Below are 23,130 nucleotides of genomic sequence, written 5' to 3'. Positions count from 1 at the left end.
CCAGAGGGTAGATCCGACCGGCCGACGTGCGTAGCAGCGAGGTGAGAGCCCCCATGTTCACCACCCGACCCACCCTCCAGGGCACCTTCGGCATGGTGTCCTCCACGCACTGGCTGGCCTCCCAGTCGGCGATGGCGGTCCTGGAGAACGGCGGCAACGCCTACGACGCGGCCGTCGCGGGCGCCTTCGTCCTGCACGTGGTCGAGCCGCACCTCAACGGTCCCGCCGGCGAGGTGCCGATCCTGCTCGCCCCGGCCGGTGGCGAGGTGCGTGTGCTGTGCGGGCAGGGCGTGGCCCCGGCCGGCGCCACGGTCGCCCACTACCGGGGGCTCGGCCTGGACCTGGTCCCCGGCACCGGCCCGCTGGCCGCGGCCGTGCCCGGCGCCTTCGACGCCTGGCTGCTCCTGCTGCGCGACCACGGCACCAAGCCGTTGGCGGAGATCCTGGCGTACGCCATCGGGTACGCCGAGCACGGGCACCCGCCCGTGGAGGGCGTCGGCGCGACGGTGGCGAGCGTACGGGAACTGTTCGAGACCGAGTGGACCTCGTCGGCGGAGCTGTACCTGCCCGGCGGCCGTGAGCCCCGGCCGGGCGAGTTGTTCCGCAACCCCGCCCTGGCCGCCACCTGGAAGCGGCTGCTCGCCGAGACCGCCGGCGCCGGGGACCGGGAGGCGCGGATCGACGCGGCCCGCGAGGTGTGGCGCACCGGCTTCGTCGCCGAGGCCCTGGTCCGGCAGGCCGCCCGCCCCACCATGGACACCAGCGGCGAGCGGCACACCGGCACCCTCACCGCCCGCGACCTGGCCGGCTGGTCCGCGAGCTACGAGACCCCGGTGTCGTACGACTGGAACGGCTGGACCGTGTGCAAGGCGGGCCCCTGGAGCCAGGGGCCCGCCCTCCTCCAGCAGCTCGCCCTGCTGCCGCCCCGGCCGTCCGAGCTGCCCGGGTACGGCTCCGCCGACTACCTGCACCTCCTCATCGAGGGCTGCAAGCTCGCCATGGCCGACCGCGAGGCCTGGTACGGGGACGCGGCCGAGGTACCGCTGGCCGAACTGCTCTCCGACGCGTACAACGCCGAGCGGCGCGGCCTGGTCGGCGCCAGGGCCTCCGAGGAGCTGCGGCCCGGCAGCCCCGGCGGACGCGTGCCCCGGCTGCCCGGGTACGCGCGCGTGGAGGCCGCGTCGAGCACCGCCTTCGACCCGTTGGGCGCGGGCGAGCCGACGGTCGCACAGGTCGCCGCCGACGGCACCACCCGGGGCGACACCTGCCACCTGGACGTCGTCGACCGCTGGGGCAACATGATCGCGGCCACCCCCAGCGGCGGCTGGCTCCAGTCCAACCCCGTCGTCCCCGAGCTGGGCTTCCCGCTGGGTACCCGGCTCCAGATGGCCTGGCTGGAGGAGGGCCTGCCGAACTCCCTCACCCCCGGCCGCCGCCCCCGCACCACGCTCACCCCGTCGATCGCCCTGCGCGACGGCGTCCCGGTGCTGGCCTTCGGTACGCCCGGCGGCGACCAGCAGGACCAGTGGCAGCTGCACTTCTTCCTCGCCGTCGCGCTGCGCGGCCAGGTGCGCGGCGGGCTCGACCTCCAGGGCGCGATCGACGCCCCGAACTGGCACAACGACAGTTTCCCCAGCTCCTTCTACCCGCGCGGGCGCCGTCCCGGAAGCGTGACCGTCGAGTCGCGGACGGACCCCGGGGTGGTGGCCGGGCTACGGCGGCGCGGCCATGACGTGACGGTCGGGCCGGGCTGGTCGGAGGGGCGGCTGTGCGCGGTGGCCCGGGACCCGCGGACCGGGGTGCTGTCGGCGGGGGCGAATCCGCGCGGGATGCAGGGATACGCCGTGGGACGCTGACCCCGCACCGGCGGCACCGGCTGTTCGTCCGTATTCCATGTGCCGTACATCAAACCGGTGGGGATTGTCAGGGACGCGTGCTCTCATGGAGGCATGATCGAAGCAACGGAGACCATCGACGAGTTTCTCCTGCAGCACGCCGGTGACGTCGAGGACGCCATCCGCAAGGCCGCCCGGACCGAGATCCTGCCCCGCTGGCGCCGGCTCGCCGACCACGAGGTCGACCAGAAGAGCGGGCCGCACGACCTGGTGACGGACGCCGACCGGCTCGCCGAGCGGTATCTCACCGCGGCACTCGGGCCGCTGCTGCCCGGCTCCGTGGTGGTCGGCGAGGAGGCGGTGCACGCCGACCCGGAGACCTACGACGCACTCCAGGGCGACGCGCCGGTGTGGATCGTCGACCCGGTCGACGGCACCCGCCAGTTCGTGCGCGGCGAGGACGGCTTCTGCACGCTGGTGGCGCTCGCGCACCGGGGCGTCCTGCTCGCCTCCTGGACCTACGCCCCGGCCCGTGACCAACTCGCCACGGCGGTACGGGGGAAGGGTGCCTTCCTCGACGGCGAGCGGCTGTTCTCCGGTGCCCCCGCGGCGGCCCGGGACCTCCGCATCGCCACCTCCCACCCCGACTACACGACCGACGCGCAGAAGCGCGCTCTGTTCCCTCTGTGGACCGACGGCGTCGCCCCGCGCGCCTGCGGCTCGGCGGGTCTGGAGTATCTCGCCGTCGCCCGGGGCGAGTTGGACGGAGTCGCGTTCAGTTGGGAGGCCGCCTGGGACCACGCGGCCGGGCTGCTGCTGGTCGAGGAGGCGGGCGGCGCCCACCTCACTCTCGCCGGCGAGCCGTTCCGGATCACGGGCGGCAACACCCTGCCGTTCGCCGCCGCCCGCGACACGGCCACCGCCCACCGCGTGGTGGACCTGCTGCAGAACCCGCACTGGTAACCCGGACGAGGGCGGTGTCAGTCCTCCGGCATATCCTGAACCCGAGTGGCCAATCGGCTGACGAAGGGGTGCGAAGGTGCCGTCGATGCTCGATGCGGTCGTGGTGGGGGCGGGGCCGAACGGCCTGACGGGCGCCGTGGAGCTGGCCCGGCGCGGCTTCTCCGTGGCCGTCTTCGAGGCGCGCGACACCGTGGGCGGCGGCGCCCGCACCGAGGAGCTCACGCTGCCCGGCTTCCGGCACGACCCGTGCTCCGCGGCGCACCCGCTCGGCGTCAACTCGCCCGCGTTCCGCGCCCTGCCCCTGGAGCGCTACGGCCTGGAGTGGCTGCACCCCGAGCTGCCGATGGCCCACCCCTTCCCCGACGGCCGGGCCGCCGTACTGGCCCGCTCCGTCGCCGAGACGGCGGCCTCCTTCGGCCCGCGCGACGCGGGCACGTACCGCAGGCTGGTCGAGCCGTTCCTGCCCAAGTGGGACACCCTGGCCCGGGACTTCATGTCCCTGCCACTGACCGCGCTCCCGCGCGACCCGGTCACTCTCGCCCGTTTCGGCCTGGTGGGGCTGCCGCCCGCCACCCTGCTGCTGCGCCGCTTCCGCGACGAGCGGGCCAGAACGCTCTTCGCCGGTCTCGTCGCCCATGTCATGGCCCCGCTCGGCGGCTTCGCGACCGGCGCCGTAGGCCTGGTCTTCGCGCTCGCCGCGCACGCCCGCGGCTGGCCGGTGGCCCGAGGCGGCTCCCAGGCCATCTCCGACGCCCTCGCCGCCTATCTCAAGGACCTCGGCGGCGCGATCCACACCGACTACGAGGTCAAGCGCCTCGACGACCTGCCGCCCGCGAGGTCGTACATCTTCGACACCTCGCCGACCGCGCTCGCCCGTATCGCCGGCCTCGGCAACTACTACCAGGACTACCGGTACGGCCCGGGCGTCTTCAAGATCGACTACGCGCTGGACGGGCCGGTTCCGTGGACGGCGCCGGAGGCCCGCCGGGCCGGGACCGTGCAGATCGGTGCGGACAGCGCGGAGATCGGCACCGCCCTGCGCGCCGCCTCCCGCGAGGGCCGCGCCCCTGACCGGCCGTTCATGATCACCGTGCAGCCCGGGGTCGTGGACCCCTCCCGCGCCCCCGAGGGCAAGCAGGTCTTCTGGGCGTACGCCCATGTGCCCAGCGGCTGGACCGGCGACCTCACCGACGTGATGGAACGTCAACTGGAGCGCTTCGCCCCGGGGTTCCGCGACCGCGTGCTGGCCCGCGCCACCGCCGGACCCGCCGAACTCGCCGCCCGCAACGCCAACTACGTCGGCGGCGACATCGGCACCGGCGCCGTCTCCGGCCTGCAGATCCTGCTGCGCCCCAAGCTCTCCCTGTCCCCGTACGGCACCCCGCATCCGGCCGTCTTCATCTGTTCGTCGGCCACCCCTCCCGGCCCAGGGGTACACGGCATGTCGGGGCACAACGCGGCCAAGGCCGTGTGGAGGAGGCTGAGACAGTCATGACCCGCATCACGCTCGTCCAGGGGGACATCACCCGGCAGACCGTCGACGCGATCGTCAACGCGGCCAACTCGTCCCTGCTCGGCGGTGGTGGCGTCGACGGCGCCATCCACCGGCGGGGTGGCCCCAAGATCCTGGAGGAGTGCCGCGAGCTGCGCGCCGGTCACCTCGGCAAGGGCCTGCCCACCGGCCAGGCGGTCGCCACCACGGCCGGCGAACTCGACGCCCGCTGGGTCGTCCACACCGTCGGTCCCGTCCACTCCAGGTCCGAGGACCGCTCCGAGCTGCTGGCCTCCTGCTACCGCGAGTCCCTCAAGCGCGCCGACGAACTCGGCGCCCGCACGGTCGCGTTCCCCGCCATCTCCACCGGCGTCTACGGCTGGCCGATGGACGACGGCGCCCGGATCGCCGTGGCGACGGTCCGGGAGGCGGACACGGCCGTCGAGGAGGTCCGGTTCGTGCTCTTCGACGATCGGGCCTACGAGGCGTTCGCCGCGCAGCTGGCCTGAGCGCGGGGGCTCACACCGAGTCCCGGACGATGGTCCGCGCCGGCACCGGCACCAGCCCCGCCGAGTCCAGCCCCGGCGCGGTGCGCGCCGCCGGCCGGCCATGGGCCTCCGCGTCGATGTGCACGGTGGTGAGGGCGGGGGTGCTCAGCTCGCCGTACTCGGTGTCGTCGTAGCCGATCACCGCCATGTCGCCGGGGACGGCAAGGCCCAGGTCGTGCAGGGCGGTCAGGGTGCGCAGGGCGAGGTCGTCGTCGAAGGCGGCGACCGCCGTGACGTCCGGATGGGCCTCGCGCAGCCCGGCGACCGCGCCGGTGCCCGCCCGCCTCGGGCGCGGCACCGTGACCGGGACCAGGGGTGGCAGGCCGAGGCTGTGCACGGTGTGCTCGGCGAACCGACGCCGGGCCCGGGCCAGGGGCGAGTCCTCCTCGGGGAGTGCCAGCGCGATCCGGGTGTGCCCGTGCTCGGCCAGATGCCGGATCTGCAGGGCCGCGTGCGCGGCGAGGCCGTCCTTCCAGCCGCCGCCCCGGTCCTCCAGATCGTGACCGGTCAGATACGGCTCGGCGAACCGGATCACGGCACGCGGGGTGATCGCGTCGAGCACCTGCCGGGTCGCCTCCGCCGAGTGCTGCCCGTGCCGCACCAGCAGGACATGCCCGTGGGCGGCGAGTTCGGCGTCCAGGCCGCGCACGTAGCTGCGCGAGTAGTTGCCCTCCAGACCCCGGTCCAGGTCGAGGACGACCACCCGGGAACTGCCCTCGCGCAGCGCGCGGGCCACCCCGTGCGGGACGTAGCCGAGGTCGTGCGCCGCCTGCCGTACCCGGTCGCGGGTGGCGGCCGAGATGGACTGGCGCGGGTCGTCGTTCAGGACGAAGCTGACCGTGGCGCGCGAGACACCGCTGGCGGCGGCCACGTCGTTCAGCGTGACCCTCCCGGACCCACCCATCACTCCACCCCGATCCCCGTGCGCGGGCGTTCGGTGCGGGCCGCGCCGGCGGGGACCAGATGGGCCTCGGCCGCGCGCCGGAACGCCGGGAGCAGGGGATGGCGACCGCCGGCCCGGGTGGCCAGGACGACCTGGACGGGTTCCGCGTCCTCGACCGGGACGACGACGATGTCCGGCCGCAGGTTGCCCCGGAAGCCGGCCGGCGCCAGCGACACCACCTCACCGCTCGCGACCAGCTCCAGCTTGTCCTCCAGCGTGTCCACCAGGGCGCCCAGGTTGGTGTGACCGGCGGGATTCGCGCCGATCCGGCCGGCGCCGGTGAAGCGGGGGAGCGGCTCGTCGGCGAAGTCGGCGAGGGTGACCGACTCCTTGCCCGCCAGCCGGTGGCCGAGCGGGACCAGCAGGACGCGCGGCTCGTCGTACAGGACCGTGATGTCCAAGTCGTCGGCGGTGAACAGGAACCGGGTCACCACCACGTCGACCCGGTGGTCGAGCAGCGCCGCGCGCGGTTCGCTCCAGTCCACGTGCAGCGTGCGGACGTCGGCCTCCGGGTGGCGCTGGCGCAGCTCGCGTACGGCCGGGGTGACGATCTGGTGGGTGGTGTACCCGACCGTGAACGGGCCGTGCGCGGCGGCCGAGCGCGCGCTGGCGGCAGCCCGGGCGGCACTGCGCAGCAACTCCCTGGCCTGCGGCAGAAAGGTCTCGCCGGCCTCGGTGAGCCGGGTGCCGCGTGGGGTGCGGTCGAGCAGCCGGACGCCCAGCTCCCGCTCCAGACGCCGGATCTGCCGGCTCAGCGACGGCTGGGCCAGGTGCAGCGACTCGGCCGCCCGGCCGAAGTGCAACTCCTCGGCGACCACGGTGAAGTAGCGCACCAGACGGAGCTCCACGTCCACCTGCGGTACGAAGGAATCGGGCACGTCTCGACTCTACTCCCGCCGCCGTGAGCTGCGGTCATGACCGGACAGGCATCACCGGGTGCGGAACGGGTCTTGGACCCGGTCCCCGGGCCGGACGCAGGCTGGAGTCATCCCAGCACATTCACTCTCCGTGAGGTGATTCGTCATGCGTGTGTTCGTCACCGGCGCCACCGGGTTCATCGGCAGCGCGGTCGTGCGCGAACTGCTCGGCGCCGGGCACCAGGTGCTCGGCCTCGCCCGTTCGGACGCGGCCGAGGCGGCCCTGAAGGAGGTGGGAGCGGAGGTGCACCGCGGCGACCTCGACGACGTCGCCGGGCTGCGGGTCGCGGCGCAGACGGCGGACGGCGTGGTCCACACGGGCTTCAACCACGACTTCTCGGACCTGCCGGGTGCCCTGCGCACCGAACTCGCGGCCCTGGCGGCCTTCGGCGACGCCCTCGCCGACTCCGGCCGCCCCCTGGTCATCAGCTCCGTGACCGGACTGCTCACCCCCGGTCGCCTCGGCACCGAGACGGACGGACCCGACCCCGCGGCGCCCGGCGCACACCGCGGCGAGTCGGAGCGGGCCGCCCTCGCCCTGGCCGACCGCGGCGTACGGGTCTCCGCGATCCGTCTCTCGGCCTCCGTGCACGGCGCGGGCGACCACGCGTTCGTCCCGCATCTGATCGACCTCGCCCGGGACAAGGGCGTCGCCGGCTACCCGGGCGACGGCGCCAACCGCTGGCCGGCCGTGCACCGCCTGGACGCGGCCGTCCTCTTCCGCAAGGCCCTGGAAAGCGCTCCGGCCGGTGCGGTGCTGCACGCGGCCGCCGAGGAGGGCGTACCACTCCGCGACATCACGGCGGTCATCGGCCGCCGCCTCGGTCTGCCGGTCGTGTCCCTCCCGCCGGAGGAGGCGGCCGCCCACTTCGGGTGGATGATCCGCTTCGCCGGCAACGACAACCCGACGTCGAGCACCGCGACCCGGGAGCGCTACGACTGGCGGCCCGACCGGCCGGAACTGCTGGCCGACCTCGACCAGGACCACTACTTCGGCGGCTGAGCCCCGCACCCGCCCTGCCCGGGGACGCCGGCGCCCCGGTGGCCAACCGGCGCCCCAGTGGCCAACCGGCGCCCCCGGGGGACCCCGGCCCTCGGTGCCCTCGGGGTCAGCTCGCTGTCCCGGCAGTCCCGGCGGTGCCGGCCGTATCGGACGTCCTGGCGGCCCTGGCTCTGCGAACCGCCCCTGCGGCCTCCGGTGGCCGTGGAGCCAAGCCCCACGACACCCCCGCCAGCGCCGCGACCACGCCGGCGACCAGCAGGGGATGGCCGACCAGCCAGGTCTGGAGGTTCTCGAACGGGTCGGCCGGGATCAGTGTCGCCCGTTCCAGCATCCAGGACCCCGAGAACACCAGGCCGACCCCGGCGATCCCGATCCGGAACGCCGGATAGACGGTGGTGCGGGCCAGCACCAGCAGCGACGGCATCAGCAGCGCGACGACCAGCAGCTGGGTCAGCTCGATGCCCAGGTTGAAGCCGAGCAGCGTGGTGACCAGCGAACCCCGGTCGAGCCCCAGCTCGCCGATGAGGGAGGCGAACGCCAGCCCGTGCACCAGCCCGAAGCCGCTCGCGATCAGCACCTCGCCGCGCGCCACCAGGGGTCGTACGGCATGCAGCGCGGACACCGCTATCGACAGGGCGATGAGCGTCTCGACCGGCCGGGACGGCACATGGACGACCCCGGTGGCGGCCAGCGCCAGCGTGAGTGAGTGACCCACCGCGAACGCCGACACCACGTGCACGATCCGCACCGCACTGCGCCGCGCCGAAGGGGCCGCCGTGCGCCAGCTGCCCCCGGCGGCCAGCAGGGGGGCCGGGATGAGCAGCATCAGCAGGAACAGCAGGTGGTCGGCGCCCTCACCGACGTGCTTGATGCCCAGCCCGGCGGCGCTCAGGAAGCCGCGCAGCCAGGACCACCGGCCCGAGGGCACCTCCAGGGACTTGGTGTCCCAGTCGAAGACGCCCAGGGTGCGGGCGTCGGCGGACGTGCCGACGCCCTGCTTCAGGTCGTAGCCGACCGTGGCGATGACCTGGTGGGTGAGGAGTTCCTCGACGATGACGTCGTAGCGCAGCCGGAAGCCGGTGACACGGGCGTCCGGCGGGCGGATCGTCAGGGGGTAGACGAGGTGGCGGATTCCGTCGATCGTGCGGACCGTCCCGCTGCCGAGTGCGACCGTCCAGGCCCTCCCGTCGTCACCAGTGGCGCCGATGTGCCGGGCGGCGTACCGGTGCAGGAACGCCCGGTCGGTCCCGAGGACGGCGGCCGCGGTGAGATCGCGGTGTACGGCCACCGAGAGCCGGTCGAGGGGTAGTTCGATCTCGCCGGTGACCCGGTCGTCGTGGACGTCCAGAAGGACGGCCGAGGTCGCCATGGGGTGGGCGTCGGCCGCCGCCACGGGACCGGCGACCAGCGCCACGGCGGCGACCAGCAGCGCGAGCAGCAGTCGGCGCACGCGTCACTCCCAGCCGTAGTCGGCGGTCTCGTCCCGGAAGATCGTGTGCTGGTGGACTCCCGAGGTGGACGCGCCCGGCTGGTTGGAGAACTCGACCCAGGCCGACGGACCGTCGATGCGCACATAGGTCTGGTTGTTGTCGAGGGTGGTGCCCCCGCTCCAGCCGAGGTACGTCTCGTCGTACTCGGAGACGTACTTGGCCAGCAGTCGGCGGGCCGCCTTCTCGTTGAGGTCGTCCACCCAGGTGGCGAGCATCTTCGTCACCGCGTGCTGCTGCTTCCTGGACAGGTCGCTGACCCGTACGCCCTGGGGCGTGGGGAAGGGGCCGTCGTGACCCGGGCCGAGATACAGGTCGTCGAAGCTGCCGTCGAGCTCGGCGGCGGTCAACTGGTCGGCGGTGAGCGACTGGACGGCGGCGATGCTCGCGGCTCGCTTGTCCGCGAGCGGGGCGTAGTGCACACCGTCCTGGTCGAACTCCATCGGCTCGACGCCGGTCAGCGTCGGGGACATCGTCACGTTCCGGCCGGCGTACGTGATGTTGTATGCCGCGTGGTGGCCGCCGTACTGGACCATGAACTCGCCCTTGGTGCTGGGCTTTCCGAAGAAGGAGATGTAGTACCAGTCCGAGCCGAAGCTCGCGCCGCCGCCACCGCCGGGCCCACCGGTGGGACGACCCGTCGGACCGCCCGTGGGTGTGCCGGTGGGCGTACCCGTGGGCGTACCCGTGGGCGTACCTGTGGGACCGCCACCGCCACCGCCACCGCCGGGGCCGGTGTTCGGGAGTGAGGCGAGATAGTCGTCGGACGCGCGGATGTCGACGAGTTCCCGGTACCCCTGCTTGCTGAGCGCGGCCCTCATCACCTTGAGGGCCGCCGCCTGCTGCTCGTCGGTGAGGTCGCCCAACTTGAGGCCGTTGCGCTGTACGACCGGAATCGGGAAGTTGGACCAGCCGGTCTTCTTGACCGGGTCGTCGAAGCTGTAGAGCGCGGCCTCGCGCTGCTCGTCGGAGAGGGTCGCCAGGAAGGCGTTGGCGGCCTTCACCACCTGCGCGGTGTTGGCGCCACCGGCGCCGAAGTGCCTCGCGGAAGCCGGGATCGCCTTTACGGCGGTCAACTCCGCACCGGACGAAGCCGAGTTGAGCGCGGCGCAGCCGGTGACACCGAGGCTCAGGCAGGCGGTGACGGCCACGGCGGGACGCACGAGTCTGACGGAGTTCATGGGACTCCCAGGTGTGTGGGGGGCAACGGCACTCATGGTGGGCGTCCGGTCTCAGAGGGTTGCGGGAGGGGATCGGGAGTCGGGTAAGAAATGAGTTCCGCGTTGAGTGAGAGCCCCGGAGGATTCCTGTGAACGGATTGCGAACCACGCCTGGATCGACTGGAGTCGCCCGCCCCGCGGACCGGGTCCTGGTCGTCGACGACGATCGCGCGGTGCGTGAATCCCTGGCGCGGGCCCTGGAGTTGGAGGGGTACGACGTCGTCACCGCGGCCGACGGGGTACAGGCCCTGGTCCGCACCCGCCAGGACGTCTTCAGCGCGCTGATCGTCGACGTGATGATCCCGCACGTCGACGGTGTCGCCGTGTGCCGCGTGCTGCGCGCGGACGACGACCGCACCCCGCTTCTCCTGCTCACCGCCAGAGCGGGCACCCGGGAGCGGGTGGCCGGCCTGGACGCCGGGGCCGACGACTACCTGTGCAAGCCGTTCGAGGTACCCGAACTGCTCGCACGTTTACGCGCGTTGCTCAGGAGATCGCCGCTACCGGACCCCGTGCCCATCCCCTCCGCGTTACGGGTCGCCGCCCTGCGGATCGCCCCCACCGAACGCCGGGCCTGGTGGGGGCAGTGCGAACTGGCCCTGTCCAGAACCGAGTTCGACCTGCTGGAACTGCTGGTACGCAATGAGGGCCTGGTCCTCGATCACGCCACCCTCTACCACCGGGTCTGGGGAGAGAGCGCCGGAGTCGACGCCAGGAACCTCGCCGGTTACGTCGGCTACCTGCGGCGCAAGCTCGCCGGCGCCGGGGCGCCCGAGCTGATCCACACCGTGCGCGGGGTGGGCTACGCGGTGCGCCGCCCATGAGCCTGCGCGCACGCCTCGCCCTCTCCTTCGCCGCGGTCGGCGCCGTGGTGGCCGCCCTGGTCGGGCTGCTCAGCTACCGTGCGGCCTCCGACCGCGTCCTCGCGGAGACCGACCGCACCCTGAAATCCACCACGGTGGCCGTGGTGCGGGACCGGGCCGGGGCACTCGCCGTCGTCGACGCGATGTCCCGGGGCCCCGCGCTCTACCCCGGGCCGGACCTGCCGGGCCCCGGCGACGAGAAGGAACGGCAGCTCGTGGTGCGGTCCGTGGCCCCGGACGGCACGCCCAGCCACCTCGCGGGACCGCCCGTCGAGCTTCCGGTGTCCGGCGCCGTACGCGGCCTCGCCGCCTCCGGCGCGCCCGGCCGGACCGACACCGCCGAGTCCGCCGTGGGCGGCCACACCTACCGAGAGCTGACCACCGCCCTGGGCGGCGGCCGCGGCGCCCTCCAGGTCGCGGTGCGGATCGACCAGACGCACTACGTGCTCGGCGGCATGGCCCGGGAGATGGCCGGCGCGTCCCTCGCCGTCACCCTCCTCGCGGCCGGCGCGGGCCGGCTGCTCGCCCGGCGCATCGCCCGGCGGCTGGAACAGCTGGCCCGGACCGCCGAGCAGGTCAGCGCGGAGAGCCTGGCCGGCCTCGACGGCACGGGTTTCCCGGCGGAAGCCGACGCTGCCGGCCCGGGAGGGGGGATCGCCGGAGCCGGCGGTCGGGACGAAGTGGGCCGGCTGTCGATGTCGTTCAGCCGCATGCTCGCCCGGCTCACCGCCGCACGGGAGGCGCAGGAACGGCTCGTCCAGGACGCCGCCCACGAGCTCCGCACCCCTCTCACCAGCCTGCTCACCAACGCCACCGTGCTGCGCAGGGCGGCCGAACTCGCCCCGGACGCCCACGCCCGGGTCCTCGACGACGTCGAGGGCGAGACCCGCGAACTCGGACTCCTCGTCGACGAACTCGTCCAACTGGCCCTCGCCGGGAGCCGGGACGAGCCGGACGGGCCCGTGGACCTGGCCGAGCTGGCCGGGCGCGGGGCACGGCGCGTGTACCGCCGTACCGGACGGTTGGTGCGCATCGACTCCGACGGCTCGGTGGTCCAGGGCCTGCGGTACGCCCTCGAGCGGGCCATCGGGAACCTCCTGGAGAACGCCGCCAAGTTCGATCCCGACGGCCGGGAGCCGATCGAGGTGCGGATCCGGGCGGGCGCGGTCATCGTCTCCGACCGGGGGCCCGGCATCGACACCGCCGACCTTCCCCGTGTCTTCGACCGCTTCTACCGCGCCGACACGGCCCGGGGACTGCCCGGTTCGGGGCTCGGCCTGGCCATCGTGCGGGAGGTGGCGCGAGTTCACGGGGGAACGGTGTCCGCGACCCGGCGAGCCGGGGGCGGGGCGATGGTCGGCTTCCTCGTGGCGGCGGAGCGGGTGCGGTCGGTGCGGGGTGCCGAGCGGGACGGGACGGAGTGAGCCCGGCCCACGGTCGCGCCTTCGCGTACTTCGCGTACTTCGCGTACCTCGCCTACTTCGCTTACTTCGCGTACTTCGCGAACGGGGAATGCCGTCGCACCGGCGGTCACGGAGCCACAGGCCCGCTCACCTACGTGTCGGATTTCCGCCAGCCTCGGCCCCGCCCGGTGACCGATGCTGGACCCATGCAGAAAGGGACGAACCTCGACCGAGAGCACTGTGTACGAGCCGTGCAGTCGAAGGACGCACGGTTCGACGGCTGGTTCTTCACGGCCGTCCTGACCACCCGCATCTACTGCCGGCCCAGCTGCCCGGTGGTTCCGCCCAAGCCCGAGAACATGACGTTCTACCCGAGCGCGGCCGCCTGCCAGCAGGCCGGCTTCCGGGCCTGCAAGCGCTGCCGCCCGGACACCAGCCCCGGCTCCCCGGAGTGGAACCAGCGCGCCGACCTGGTCGCCCGCGCCATGCGGCTGATCGCCGACGGGGTCGTGGACCGCGAGGGCGTGCCCGGCCTCGCCGTCCGCCTCGGCTACAGCCCCCGGCAGGTCGAACGCCAGCTTCTCGCCGAGCTCGGCGCCGGCCCGCTGGCCCTCGCCCGGGCCCAGCGCGCCCAGACGGCACGCCTGCTGATCGAGACGACCGCCCTGCCGATGGCGGAGATCGCCTTCGCGGCCGGCTTCGCCTCGATCCGCACCTTCAACGACACCGTCCGCGAGGTCTTCGCGCTCTCCCCGAGCGAGCTGCGCAACCGCCGCCCGCGCTCGGCGCATCTCGCCCCGGGCGTGCTCACCCTCCGGCTGCCCTTCCGCGCCCCCCTCAACCCCGACAACCTCTTCGGCCACCTCGCGGCCACCGCCGTCCCCGGCGTCGAGGAGTGGCGGGACGGCTCCTACCGGCGGACCCTGCGGCTGCCGTACGGCCATGGCATCGTGGCCCTCGCCCCTAAGCCCGACCACATCGCCTGCCGACTCACCCTCAGCGATCTGCGGGACCTCCCCGTCGCCATCAGCCGCTGCCGGCGGCTGCTCGACCTGGACGCCGACCCGGTCGCGGTCGACGACCTGCTGCGCACCGACCCCGTCCTGGCTCCGCTGGTGGACAAAGCGCCCGGCCGCCGGGTGCCCCGTACGGTCGACGAGGCGGAGTTCGCGGTCCGGGCCGTGCTGGGCCAGCAGGTTTCCACGGCCGCCGCCCGCACCCACGCGGCCCGCCTGGTGACCGCCCACGGCACCCCCGTGGACGACCCGGAGGGCGGCCTCACCCACCTCTTCCCGACCCCCGAGGCGCTGGCCGAACTGCCCCCCGAGTCCCTGGCGATGCCCCGCACCCGCCGTACCACCTTCACCACCCTGGTCGGCCGACTCGTCGACGGCACCCTCCAGCTGGGCGTGGAGAGCGACTGGGCGGAGGCCCGCGCCAAGCTCCTCGAACTCCCCGGCTTCGGCCCCTGGACCGTCGACGTCATCGCCATGCGCGCCCTCGGCGACCCCGACGCCTTCCTCCCCACCGACCTCGGAATCCGCCGCGCCGCCCAGGAACTGGGCCTGCCCGGCACTCCGGCCGCCCTCACCGGCCGCGCGGCAGCCTGGCGCCCCTGGCGGGCCTACGCGGTGCAGTACCTGTGGGCGACCGACAGTCACCCGATCAACTTCCTTCCCGTGTAAGGACCTTTCCGTGAAGAACCACACCGTCACCGACAGCCCCTACGGCCCCCTCACCCTGGTCGCCGAGGACGGCACGCTCTGCGGTCTCTACATGGAGGCCCAGCGCCACCGCCCGCCCGAGGAGACCTTCGGCGCCCGCGACGACGACCTCTTCGCCGAGGCCGAGGAACAGCTCGCCGCCTACTTCGCGGGTGAGTTGAAGGAGTTCACCGTCGAACTCCGCCTGGCCGGGACCCCGTTCCAGCGCAGTGTCTGGGACCAGCTGACCAGGATCCCGTACGGCCAGACCCGCACCTACGGCGAACTCGCCGACGCCCTCGGCAATCCGCAGGCCTCCCGCGCGGTCGGCCTGGCCAACGGCAAGAACCCCGTCGGCATCATCGTCCCCTGCCACCGCGTGATCGGCGCGAACGGCGGCCTCACCGGCTATGGCGGCGGTCTGCCCCGCAAGCAGCGCCTGCTGGCCTTCGAACGGGGCGCGGGCCTCTTCTGAACTCCGAGTCCGGGTAGGGTCACGCACGGAACGGGCCTTCGACCACAGGGGTGAGATGGCGGCCAGCGACGTGCAGGTCTGGACCGGAATCGTCGGTACCTTCGCCACCGTCGGCGTCAGTGTGCTCGGAGTCGTCAACTTCCAGCGCAAACGCGATCGGTCGGCAGCGGTCGGCACGGCGTTCAGGGACGTCATGGAGGCCCTGGCGTCGGACAACTCGACCCAGCAGATGGCCGCGGCAATCCTGATGCGCCGGTTCTTCGACACCAACTCGGAACAGGGCGCCGGCCGCACGCCCTACGCCAACGAGGCGGTAGCCGTGATCACCGGACTGCTCAGAGAGTCCGAGACGGGCAACATCCAGAAGGTGCTCGCCGACGGTCTGTGGTACGCGCCCAGTCTCGCCCGGGCCGATCTGCAGGGCTGCAACCTGACGCGGGCCTACCTGGGCCGCAAGGAGGGGGATAGGAAGAAGGTCGACCTCACCCACGCCGACCTCTTCGAGGCCGACCTCACGGGCGCGTCGTTGAAAGGGGCCGTCGCCAGCGGGGCGGTCTTCTACCGGGCCACGCTGGTGGACGCCGTGCTGGCCGACGCCGTCCTGACCGGCGCGGACTTCAGACGAGCGCGTCTGACAGGCGCGAACTTCTCCCGGGCACGGCTCGGCGGCGCGCAGTTCTCCGGGGCCGTCGACGTACCGGCGGACATAATGGGTCTATTGGACTCGAACGGCAGAGTAGTCAGCGAAGAACCCGTATGAACATCAGCGTCACCGACCGCCCGCGCGTCTTCCTGGGGGCGCCATCCATCCTCACCCCGCAACAGCAGCCCGATCTGGAACGCTGGGTGGCCTGGCTGGAGCACCGGTCGTGCGAGGTCGTCCGCGTGACCCGGGACAGTTACGGCGCGGATCCCTGGCGTCTGCTGACCGGACTGTTCTCCCACAGCGACGGCGCGCTCCTCCTCGGCTTCAGGCAGCTCGACGCGCGGTCCGCCGTCTGGCGACCGGACACCAAGGAGGAAGCCCGGTCGGCCGATTGGTGGACGTCTCCCTGGCTGCAACTGGAGGCGGGCATGGCCGTGGCCCTGCGCGTCCCGGTCCTGGTCGCACCCGAGGCCGAGGTGGAGGACGGAGTGTTCCACCCCGACCTCTGGGGCACCCATGTGCAGGGCACGGCACTGACCGACCCCGGCGCCACGGCTGATCACTGGCTGACCGCCGTCCGCGAGCACCGCGACCGCCGTACGTCCGCCGGCCAGGGGTGACCGTTACGAGCCTGCCTCCCCGAGCCGCCGCAGCAGCGCGGGCAGTGCCGTCCCGATCGGTTCCCGGACGATCTCGTCGGCCCGGTCGTCGTACGGTGTCGGCTCGGCGTTGACGATGATGAGCCGGGCGCCGTGGTCGGCGGCGACACCGGCGAGGCCGGCGGCGGGCTGTACCTGGAGGCTGCTGCCGACGGCGATGAACACCGTGCAGGCCTTGCTGATGGCGAGGGCCTCGCCGAGGACGACCGGGTCGAGGCGCTCGCCGAACATCACGGTCGCCGACTTGAGGATGCCCCCGCAATCCAGGCACGGAGGGTCGTCCTCGCCGGCCTCGACGCGGGCGATCGCGTCCACCATCGGCCCCCGCGCGTGGCACTTGGTGCACACCACACTGCGCGCCGAGCCGTGCAGTTCGAGCACCTTGCGGGCGGGCATCCCGGCGAGCTGGTGCAGCCCGTCCACGTTCTGAGTGATGACCCTGATCGGCACGCCGGACCGTTCCAGGTCGGCCACCGCCCGGTGCGCGGCGTTCGGCTCGGCCTGGAGCGCGCGGTTCTTGCGACGCATCTGCCAGGACCGGCGCCGGATCTCCGGGTCGCCCATGTAGTAGTCGTAGGTCACGAGCTTCTCGGCCTCGGGATCCCGGCGCCACAGACCGTTGGGCCCGCGATAATCAGGAATCCCGGAATCGGTGGAGATGCCTGCGCCACTCAGGAGGGCGACGAGAGGCTTGTTCATGGGCCGAGACTAGGACGCCTGCGCTGACGGAGGCGAACGGATATCCGGGTGCGGTGGTGTCCCCGGTGCACCGCTCCGACCGATTCCCGTGACGCCGCGCCGGTCTCAGACCGAGGCTCGGTCCTTCGGTACCAGGTGCGCTCACCGCCCGGGTCACCGCACGACGAGGAAGCCGACGGAGGCCCCTGCCGGTCGGGATACCGGCGCCGCTGAGGAGGGCGGCGAGGGGCTTGGGCATGTGTTCGAGGGTGAGGCGGGCCCGGTGTGGGCGGCGAGCGGACATCGGGGGGCCGGTCAGCCCACCCGGTCGCCGTTCTCCAGCTCGGCGGCGCCCGTGCCCTCGGTCAGGACGTCCAGTGCGGTCAGGACGCGGCGGCCCAGTGCGCCCGGCAGGTGGGCGGTCAGCTCGGCGCGGGGGACCAGCCGCCAGGACAGCAGCTCTTCCTCCTGGAGCCGGATCGCCTTGAGGTCGGCGTCGGAGAGGACGCCGCCGTCGTACAGATAGGCGACGATCGGCGGTCGGCCCGTGCCGTGCACCCAGTCCACCGCGAGCAGCCGGCCCAGCTCGCGGTCCAGGCCGATCTCCTCCAGGGTCTCCCGGCGGGCGCCCTGCCGCGGGGTCTCCCCGTCGTCGGACTCGACGGTCCCGCCCGGCAGCGCCCAGCCCTCCCGGTAGTTGGGCTCGACGAGCAGCACCCGTCCCTCGGTGTCCCGGAAGAGCGCGGCGGCCCCGGCGAGGATCCGGGGGAGGCTCGCGATGTACGCGGCGTAGGCGTCAGTCGTGGTCACACGGGAAGCGTAGCGAGTGCGGACTCCGTGCTCGTCCGGGCGAGACGCACGGTGCGCTCCGCCAGGTCGCTGATGCGGGCCCCGTCGAAGCCGAAGACGGCGCTGCGAACCGTGTCCTCAAGGGGGGCCTGCCACTGGTCCGGGACGGCCGTCGCGCCGGTCATCACCCCGGCCACCGAACCCGCCGTCGCCCCGTTGGAGTCGGTGTCCAGGCCGCCGCGCACGGTGAGGGCGATGGTCCGGGTGAAGTCGCCGTCGCCGTAGAGCAGCCCGGCGGTGAGCACGGCCACGTTCGGGACGGTGTGGATCCAGCCGAGGCCGGATGTCTCGCCGGAGACGGTGGCGAGGGTGTCCTCCCAGCTCAGCCGGGTCTCGTACAGGGAGACGACCCGGCGCACGGTCCGCGCCAGGCGGCAGCTCGCCGGTATGACGGTGAGCGCGGTGTCGACCGCCTGTCGTACCGTCGGCGCGGTGAACGCCGCCGAGATCAGCGCGGCGGCCCACATCGCGCCGTACACCCCGTTCCCCGAATGGGAGAGCACGGCGTCGCGGCGGGCCAGGGCGGCGGCCCGGCGCGGGGCGGCGGGGGAGGTCCAGCCGAAGACGTCGGCGCGGATCAGGGCGCCGATCCACTCCTGGTAGGGGTTGTCGTAGGTGGCGGTGAGCGGCGGTTTCAGCCCGTTGACGAGGTTGCGGTAGGCGGCCCGCTCCGCCGTGAACGTCTGGAGGTACGGCAGCCGCTGCAGCCACAGCGCGCCGACCTGCTCGGTGCTGAAGCCGAAGCCGTGGGTCTCCAGAAGGTGCAGACCGAGGATCGCGTAGTCGACGTCGTCGTCGCGGCAGCTGCCGTGGATCCGCCCGCGCACGCACTGGCGCCACTCGGGCCGCAGGGCGAGGGCGTCGCGCTCGTCGGCGGGCTCGGGGAGGTAGTCGGTGAGTGGCAGGGCGGCGGCCCGCCGCAGATAGCCGTCGATGCGCTCCTGGGTCCACAGGTCGCCCCTCTCGACCGGTTTGCCGAGCATGTTGCCCGCGATCCGGCCGAGCCAGCCGCCGAGCACTCGGTCGGAGAATCCTTGCCCCGGACTGCTCATGGCTGTGGTCTACCCGTTTTCCGCCGCCTTGCCTTCCCAGGCGGTTGCCGACCCTTTCCCAGGGTTCGGGCGCGGCATGACGGCGAGGGTGTCCTCCGGTTAAGGTCACAGCGGCGCGACTGGCCTTGACGTGCGCGAGGCCCGGAGAGCAAGGGGATACAGGTGACACAGCGCGTGCTCATCGCCGCGGACAAGTTCAAGGGCTCGCTGACGGCCGTAGAGGTCGCCGAGCGGGTCACGGCGGGACTCAAGCGGGTCGTGCCCGGCCTCGACGTCGAGGCGCTGCCCGTCGCGGACGGCGGGGACGGCACGGTGGCGGCGGCCGTCGCGGCCGGATTCGAACGGCACGAGCGGGAGGTCGCCGGCCCGCTGGGGCAGGAGGTCACCGCCGCGTTCGCGCTGCGCGGCGACACCGCGGTCGTCGAGATGGCCGAGGCGAGCGGCCTGCAGCGGCTGCCCCGCGGGGTCTTCGCGCCCCTGACGGCCTCCACGTACGGTTCCGGAGAGCTGCTGCGGGCCGCGCTGGACGCGGGTGCGCGCACGATCGTCTTCGGTGTCGGGGGGAGCGCCACGACCGACGGTGGCGCCGGGATGCTGTCGGCGCTCGGGGCGCGGTTCCTGGACGAGGACGGCGAACCGGTTCCGCCGGGCGGCGGCGGCCTCGCCGACCTGGCCCGCGTGGACCTGTCCGGGCTGGACCCGCGCCTGTCCGGCATCGACCTGGTCCTCGCCAGCGACGTCGACAACCCGCTCACCGGCCCGAAGGGCGCGCCCGCCGTGTACGGGCCGCAGAAAGGGGCCTCGCCGGACGACGTGGCGGCCCTGGACGAGGCGCTGAGCCACTTCACGAAGGTCCTGGAGGCCGAGGCCGGCCCGCGCGCCGTCGAGTACGCGGCCGCGCCGGGCGCGGGGGCCGCCGGGGGCATCGGATACGGCGCCCTGCTGCTCGGCGCCCGCTTCCGGCCCGGTATCGAGGTCATGCTCGACGTCCTGGGTTTCGCGCCCGCGCTGGAGCGGGCCTCGCTGGTGATCACGGGTGAGGGGTCGCTGGACGAGCAGACCCTGCACGGGAAGGCGCCGGCCGGCGTGGCGGCCGCGGCGCGCGCCGCCGACAAGGAGGTGGTGGCGGTGTGCGGCCGCCTCGCCCTGCCGCCGCAGGCGCTCGGCCGGGCCGGCATCCGCCGTGCCTACCCGCTCACTGAGGTGGAACCGGACGTGGTGAAGTGCATCGCGGACGCCGGACCGATCCTGGAGCGGGTCGCCGAGCAGATCGCGCGGGACTTTTGCTGCTGACGGCGGCCTACTAGACCGGCGTCAGGGCGCCCGTCGAGTCGCGGTAGTAGCTGCCGCTCGTCAGGCCCCACACCTTGTGCTTGTTGTGGAGCCACTGGAACGCGATGTCGTGCACGATCTCGGCGGGGCGCTCCCAGACTACGGAGTGTCCCGCACCCTCCAGCTGGAACATCAGCTTCTCGGGCCCTCCGATGGCCTTGTAGAGGGCCGGCACGGAGAAGCGCAGGGGTGGGGGAACCGGGACGTTCGGCTGGGTGTTGGCCGTCTTGTCCAGTTCTCCGTAGACGATGGCGACCGGAACCCGGTCACCGAGGACGTAGTTGCCCAACGCGTCCTGGTAGGGCACCGTCTCCTTGGTCCAGCCCCAGGAGTAGAGGTTCCGGAACCGGTGGATGCCCTCGTACACGCCGGGTGACAGCTCCCGGCCCCATGTGCTGCCGACGGGGTCGTTCGCCATCATGGCGGCCCACGCCGCGTCCTCCATGCCGGGCTCCCGCTGGGGTGGGTTGCCCTGCTCGCGGGTCCAGGCGTCCACGAAGCCTTTCCTGTCGCTGACGAACATGGGGAAGCCGTACAGCGTGGGCGGGTCGGAGACCGGCAGCGAGGTGCCCGCCGGAAGGGCGAAGGGGTCCGCGAGGTCGCCCGACCACCGCCCCGCAGGCGGGAAGATCGGGGCGAGCAGGAACAGGCTCTTGACCATCTCGGGGTGCTGGAGGGTGTACGGCCCCATGGACGGCGCCGCGGCGGACCAGCCGATGAAGTCCATCGGCTTGTTCCTGCCGGGCAGCGACCTGATGAAGTCGACCACGGTGGCGAGCTCCGCACATTCGCTGTCGGTGTTGCTCAGCTGGTGCGGGTACAGCGGCGGCCCGGTGTACGGGGGCGAGAGGGGATTGGGCGACAGGACGGCGCGCTGCGCCGGGCTGGCGTTGCGGGGCTCGTCCATCTTCGGACGTGGCGACCGTCCATTGCCCTGCAGGTCCATCATGAAGACGTCGAAGTGGTGCTTGGCCAGGTCCTGTGCCCAGTTGTAGTCGATGGCGGACCCGGGGACCGTCAGGTCGTACCCGGCGAGGACCGGCACGCTCCTGCCGTGGAGCATCAGCACCGGTTCGCGGGGCTGGTTGCCCTGGGTGCCGTCGTACTCGCGGACGAAGAGCTTCACGGTGTCGCCCTCGTTCGCCGGAAGCCTCGAGACGTGCGTGACCGAGTAGTCCTTCTGCGTGAATGCGGCCATGGCTGTCCTCCGATCCGTAGGAGGGGAGCGATCCCCATCCCCGAATGGGGACAAATCCCCGTAAAGTTCAACCCAATTCCACCGTCCTCCCCTGTCTCGTCCTGCGCAACTCGGCCCCGGCCAGGGGTGGTTGACCGGTCAAAGGCAAACGCCGTATGCCCTTGAACCAGAAACGGGTGTGGCCCGAGCCTACGAGGCTCGGGCCACACCCGTTTCGCGTCGTCACGAGGCTCAGGGCAGCTGCGCCGCCCGTGCCTCGCGCCTGTTGTCGCGGATGTGGTTCACCCGGCGGGCCGTGGCGAACAGCGGGATCACCGCGCCCATCACCAGCTGCAGCGCACAGCCGGTCTGGAGGAGGAGCTGGCCGCCGGGGGCGTCGAAGGCCCAGGCCGCCAGGAGCCCCATCGAGAGGACGATCCAGGCCAGCATCGCCCCGGCGAGACGCCCGCGCGGCTTCGGGTACTCCACCCGGCTCACCATCAGCCACGCCGTGCCGAGGATGGCAAGCAGCGTCGCGAAGAAGGGCAGCTCGAGCAGCACGATCGAGACGACCGTGAGCGCGCCGAACGGCGACGGCATGCCTTGGAACATGCCGTTCGGCGGTGTCACGCAGCTGAAGCGCGCCAGCCGCAGCACCACCGCCAGCAGCACGACCACCGCTCCGACCGCGGCCACCTTCTGGTACGCGTCGTCGGCCACCATGCCGTAGACGAGCACGAAGTACGCGGGGGCCAGACCGAAGCTGATCAGGTCCGAGAGGTTGTCCAGCTCGGCGCCCATGGGGGAGGAGCGCAGCTTGCGTGCGACGAGGCCGTCGAACAGATCGAAGACCGCCGCGCAGAGCATGAGGATGACCGCGGTGGCGGCGCTGTGCCGCGCCATGCCCGCCGACTGGTCGTCCCCGGTGAGGTGCGGGATCAGGATGCCGGTGGTGGTGAAGTACACCGCCATGAAGCCACACGTGGCGTTGCCCAGCGTGAGGGTGTCCGCTATCGAGAGGCGGAGAGAGAGCGGCATCTCCTCCTCGTCGTCGCCGACCTCGTCGGCCTCGGGCACCCAGCCCGCCTGGGTCTCCGGATCAATCACGGTCAATGCGAGTCACCCCAGCCACGGTCTTCTGCCCGACCTCGACCGCGACCTCCACGCCCTCGGGCAGGTAGAGGTCGACGCGCGAGCCGAAGCGGATCAGACCGATGCGGTCGCCCTGCTCGACCTTCGTGCCCTGCGGGATGTAGGGCACGATGCGACGGGCCACCGCGCCGGCGATCTGGATCATCTCGATGTCGCCGAGTTCGGTGTCGAAATGCCAGACTACGCGCTCGTTGTTCTCGCTCTCCTTGTTGAAGGCGGGAACGAAGCCACCGGGGATGTGCTCCACCGACGTCACCTGGCCCGACAGGGGCGCGCGGTTGACGTGGACGTTGAGCGGGCTCATGAAGATGGCGACGCGGGTGCGTCCGTCCTTCCACGGCATGATGCTCTGCACCACACCGTCGGCAGGCGAGATGACACGGCCCTGGGCGATCTCACGCTCGGGGTCGCGGAAGAACCACAGCATGCCCGCCGCGAGCGCGGTGGCGGGTACGGCGACGGCCTTCGCGGCGCCGGAGCGACGGGCGCGGAGGAGGCTGACGGCTGCGGTGGCGACGGTCGGGAGAAGCCACGGCGATGCTCCGCGCGCGAGGCGTACGCCGGCCAGGCTGTCTCGATGTGCAGAGGTTTGGCTGTGGGGCATGGATGACCTTCGTAGCGGATGATGCCGCGCGGGAAATGGGGACGGCGGCTTTCCGGGATGGTACCGGTCGGGGGCTGCAACTGGGCAAGCCAGGAAGCCGAGTCGGCGGCCGAAGACCGCTGACGGGGT

The 23,130-nt window shown here is 72.7% G+C and carries 22 protein-coding genes; 12 read left to right on the top strand and 10 right to left on the bottom strand.

From position 1 onward, the window contains the following. The first annotated feature begins 53 nt into the window (after nucleotides 1-53). The 4 genes from AB0N16_RS00255 (at nucleotide 54) to AB0N16_RS00240 (ending at nucleotide 4,799) form a co-directional block, all read left to right on the top strand. Complete coding sequence (locus AB0N16_RS00255; protein ID WP_365791444.1) at nucleotides 54-1,856, top strand: gamma-glutamyltransferase; 1,803 nt, start codon at nucleotides 54-56, stop codon at nucleotides 1,854-1,856. Between the two features lie 93 nt (nucleotides 1,857-1,949). Then, nucleotides 1,950-2,798 carry an inositol monophosphatase family protein gene (locus AB0N16_RS00250; RefSeq protein ID WP_365791442.1) on the top strand — a complete coding sequence of 283 codons (849 nt, stop codon included), beginning with the start codon at nucleotides 1,950-1,952 and terminating at the stop codon, nucleotides 2,796-2,798. 85 nt (nucleotides 2,799-2,883) lie between these two features. After that, nucleotides 2,884-4,293 (top strand): NAD(P)/FAD-dependent oxidoreductase, encoded by a 1,410-nt coding sequence (locus tag AB0N16_RS00245; protein ID WP_365791440.1) that lies wholly within the window; start codon nucleotides 2,884-2,886, stop codon nucleotides 4,291-4,293. Further along, nucleotides 4,290-4,799, top strand: a complete 510-nt coding sequence (locus tag AB0N16_RS00240) for an O-acetyl-ADP-ribose deacetylase (protein WP_365791438.1) — start codon at nucleotides 4,290-4,292, stop codon at nucleotides 4,797-4,799. The genes AB0N16_RS00245 and AB0N16_RS00240 overlap by 4 nt, the downstream gene beginning before the upstream one ends. A gap of 10 nt (nucleotides 4,800-4,809) precedes the next feature. On the opposite strand, the gene AB0N16_RS00235 is transcribed toward AB0N16_RS00240, so the two are convergent. Continuing rightward, nucleotides 4,810-5,709, bottom strand: a complete 900-nt coding sequence (locus tag AB0N16_RS00235; RefSeq protein WP_365791437.1) for a LacI family DNA-binding transcriptional regulator — start codon at nucleotides 5,707-5,709, stop codon at nucleotides 4,810-4,812. A gap of 32 nt (nucleotides 5,710-5,741) precedes the next feature. Further along, on the bottom strand, nucleotides 5,742-6,659 hold the full coding sequence (locus AB0N16_RS00230; RefSeq protein ID WP_365791436.1) for a LysR substrate-binding domain-containing protein: 918 nt from the start codon (nucleotides 6,657-6,659) through the stop codon (nucleotides 5,742-5,744). A gap of 145 nt (nucleotides 6,660-6,804) precedes the next feature. On the opposite strand from AB0N16_RS00230, the gene AB0N16_RS00225 reads away from it, so the two are divergent. Further along, nucleotides 6,805-7,701 (top strand): SDR family oxidoreductase, encoded by an 897-nt coding sequence (locus AB0N16_RS00225; protein ID WP_365791434.1) that lies wholly within the window; start codon nucleotides 6,805-6,807, stop codon nucleotides 7,699-7,701. Nucleotides 7,702-7,807: 106 nt separating this feature from the next. Here AB0N16_RS00225 and AB0N16_RS00220 read toward each other — a convergent pair whose 3' ends face one another. Beyond that, on the bottom strand, nucleotides 7,808-9,151 hold the full coding sequence (locus AB0N16_RS00220; protein ID WP_365791432.1) for a HupE/UreJ family protein: 1,344 nt from the start codon (nucleotides 9,149-9,151) through the stop codon (nucleotides 7,808-7,810). 3 nt (nucleotides 9,152-9,154) lie between these two features. Continuing rightward, the gene (locus tag AB0N16_RS00215) at nucleotides 9,155-10,369 is read right to left on the bottom strand and encodes a DUF3500 domain-containing protein (RefSeq protein ID WP_365791430.1); all 1,215 of its coding nucleotides are present in this window, start codon (nucleotides 10,367-10,369) and stop codon (nucleotides 9,155-9,157) included. Nucleotides 10,370-10,497: 128 nt separating this feature from the next. Between AB0N16_RS00215 and AB0N16_RS00210 the strand changes: the two genes are divergently transcribed. From AB0N16_RS00210 to AB0N16_RS00185, 6 genes are all read left to right on the top strand, one after another. Continuing rightward, complete coding sequence (locus tag AB0N16_RS00210; RefSeq protein ID WP_365791428.1) at nucleotides 10,498-11,232, top strand: response regulator transcription factor; 735 nt, start codon at nucleotides 10,498-10,500, stop codon at nucleotides 11,230-11,232. Next, nucleotides 11,229-12,695, top strand: a complete 1,467-nt coding sequence (locus AB0N16_RS00205; RefSeq protein ID WP_365791427.1) for a HAMP domain-containing sensor histidine kinase — start codon at nucleotides 11,229-11,231, stop codon at nucleotides 12,693-12,695. The genes AB0N16_RS00210 and AB0N16_RS00205 overlap by 4 nt, the downstream gene beginning before the upstream one ends. Before the next feature lie 185 nt (nucleotides 12,696-12,880). Further along, nucleotides 12,881-14,359: an AlkA N-terminal domain-containing protein gene (locus tag AB0N16_RS00200; RefSeq protein WP_365791425.1), complete on the top strand. Its 1,479-nt coding sequence runs from the start codon at nucleotides 12,881-12,883 to the stop codon at nucleotides 14,357-14,359. A gap of 10 nt (nucleotides 14,360-14,369) precedes the next feature. Further along, the gene (locus AB0N16_RS00195) at nucleotides 14,370-14,852 is read left to right on the top strand and encodes a methylated-DNA--[protein]-cysteine S-methyltransferase (protein ID WP_365791423.1); all 483 of its coding nucleotides are present in this window, start codon (nucleotides 14,370-14,372) and stop codon (nucleotides 14,850-14,852) included. Nucleotides 14,853-14,907: 55 nt separating this feature from the next. Beyond that, nucleotides 14,908-15,612, top strand: a complete 705-nt coding sequence (locus AB0N16_RS00190) for a pentapeptide repeat-containing protein (protein ID WP_365791421.1) — start codon at nucleotides 14,908-14,910, stop codon at nucleotides 15,610-15,612. Beyond that, complete coding sequence (locus AB0N16_RS00185; RefSeq protein ID WP_365791419.1) at nucleotides 15,609-16,118, top strand: hypothetical protein; 510 nt, start codon at nucleotides 15,609-15,611, stop codon at nucleotides 16,116-16,118. The genes AB0N16_RS00190 and AB0N16_RS00185 overlap by 4 nt, the downstream gene beginning before the upstream one ends. A 3-nt stretch (nucleotides 16,119-16,121) precedes the next feature. Here AB0N16_RS00185 and AB0N16_RS00180 read toward each other — a convergent pair whose 3' ends face one another. From AB0N16_RS00180 to AB0N16_RS00170, 3 genes are all read right to left on the bottom strand, one after another. Beyond that, a complete protein-coding gene (locus tag AB0N16_RS00180) occupies nucleotides 16,122-16,856 on the bottom strand; it encodes a Sir2 family NAD-dependent protein deacetylase (RefSeq protein ID WP_365791417.1) in 735 nt (244 codons plus the stop codon). Between the two features lie 294 nt (nucleotides 16,857-17,150). Continuing rightward, nucleotides 17,151-17,645, bottom strand: coding sequence for an NUDIX hydrolase (locus AB0N16_RS00175; RefSeq protein ID WP_365791415.1), 495 nt, complete (start codon nucleotides 17,643-17,645; stop codon nucleotides 17,151-17,153). After that, nucleotides 17,642-18,736 carry an ADP-ribosylglycohydrolase family protein gene (locus AB0N16_RS00170; RefSeq protein ID WP_365791413.1) on the bottom strand — a complete coding sequence of 365 codons (1,095 nt, stop codon included), beginning with the start codon at nucleotides 18,734-18,736 and terminating at the stop codon, nucleotides 17,642-17,644. The genes AB0N16_RS00175 and AB0N16_RS00170 overlap by 4 nt, the downstream gene beginning before the upstream one ends. A gap of 174 nt (nucleotides 18,737-18,910) precedes the next feature. On the opposite strand from AB0N16_RS00170, the gene AB0N16_RS00165 reads away from it, so the two are divergent. Next, a complete protein-coding gene (locus AB0N16_RS00165; RefSeq protein WP_365792729.1) occupies nucleotides 18,911-20,029 on the top strand; it encodes a glycerate kinase in 1,119 nt (372 codons plus the stop codon). 10 nt (nucleotides 20,030-20,039) lie between these two features. Here the strand turns inward: AB0N16_RS00165 and AB0N16_RS00160 are convergent, their stop codons facing one another. From AB0N16_RS00160 to AB0N16_RS00150, 3 genes are all read right to left on the bottom strand, one after another. After that, nucleotides 20,040-21,266: an alpha/beta fold hydrolase gene (locus AB0N16_RS00160; protein WP_365791411.1), complete on the bottom strand. Its 1,227-nt coding sequence runs from the start codon at nucleotides 21,264-21,266 to the stop codon at nucleotides 20,040-20,042. Nucleotides 21,267-21,497: 231 nt separating this feature from the next. Further along, on the bottom strand, nucleotides 21,498-22,322 hold the full coding sequence (gene pssA / locus AB0N16_RS00155; protein WP_365792727.1) for a CDP-diacylglycerol--serine O-phosphatidyltransferase: 825 nt from the start codon (nucleotides 22,320-22,322) through the stop codon (nucleotides 21,498-21,500). Between the two features lie 22 nt (nucleotides 22,323-22,344). Beyond that, nucleotides 22,345-23,001: a phosphatidylserine decarboxylase gene (locus tag AB0N16_RS00150; protein WP_365791409.1), complete on the bottom strand. Its 657-nt coding sequence runs from the start codon at nucleotides 22,999-23,001 to the stop codon at nucleotides 22,345-22,347. Nucleotides 23,002-23,130 lie beyond the last annotated feature (129 nt).

The organism is Streptomyces sp. NPDC051105 (assembly GCF_040682795.1).
GTDB lineage: Bacteria > Actinomycetota > Actinomycetes > Streptomycetales > Streptomycetaceae > Streptomyces.
The sequence above is the reverse complement of the archived record's forward strand: the minus strand, read 5'-3'. Positions and strand labels throughout refer to the sequence as shown.

Coding starts and splice junctions, on each gene's coding strand:
- AB0N16_RS00255 (WP_365791444.1), top strand. CDS start 54: ATGTTCACCACCCGACCCACCCTCCAGGGCACCTTCGGCATGGTGTCC.
- AB0N16_RS00250 (WP_365791442.1), top strand. CDS start 1,950: ATGATCGAAGCAACGGAGACCATCGACGAGTTTCTCCTGCAGCACGCC.
- AB0N16_RS00245 (WP_365791440.1), top strand. CDS start 2,884: ATGCTCGATGCGGTCGTGGTGGGGGCGGGGCCGAACGGCCTGACGGGC.
- AB0N16_RS00240 (WP_365791438.1), top strand. CDS start 4,290: ATGACCCGCATCACGCTCGTCCAGGGGGACATCACCCGGCAGACCGTC.
- AB0N16_RS00225 (WP_365791434.1), top strand. CDS start 6,805: ATGCGTGTGTTCGTCACCGGCGCCACCGGGTTCATCGGCAGCGCGGTC.
- AB0N16_RS00215 (WP_365791430.1), bottom strand. CDS start 10,369: ATGAACTCCGTCAGACTCGTGCGTCCCGCCGTGGCCGTCACCGCCTGC.
- AB0N16_RS00205 (WP_365791427.1), top strand. CDS start 11,229: ATGAGCCTGCGCGCACGCCTCGCCCTCTCCTTCGCCGCGGTCGGCGCC.
- AB0N16_RS00200 (WP_365791425.1), top strand. CDS start 12,881: ATGCAGAAAGGGACGAACCTCGACCGAGAGCACTGTGTACGAGCCGTG.
- AB0N16_RS00190 (WP_365791421.1), top strand. CDS start 14,908: ATGGCGGCCAGCGACGTGCAGGTCTGGACCGGAATCGTCGGTACCTTC.
- AB0N16_RS00185 (WP_365791419.1), top strand. CDS start 15,609: ATGAACATCAGCGTCACCGACCGCCCGCGCGTCTTCCTGGGGGCGCCA.
- AB0N16_RS00180 (WP_365791417.1), bottom strand. CDS start 16,856: ATGAACAAGCCTCTCGTCGCCCTCCTGAGTGGCGCAGGCATCTCCACC.
- AB0N16_RS00170 (WP_365791413.1), bottom strand. CDS start 18,736: ATGAGCAGTCCGGGGCAAGGATTCTCCGACCGAGTGCTCGGCGGCTGG.
- AB0N16_RS00160 (WP_365791411.1), bottom strand. CDS start 21,266: ATGGCCGCATTCACGCAGAAGGACTACTCGGTCACGCACGTCTCGAGG.
- AB0N16_RS00150 (WP_365791409.1), bottom strand. CDS start 23,001: ATGCCCCACAGCCAAACCTCTGCACATCGAGACAGCCTGGCCGGCGTA.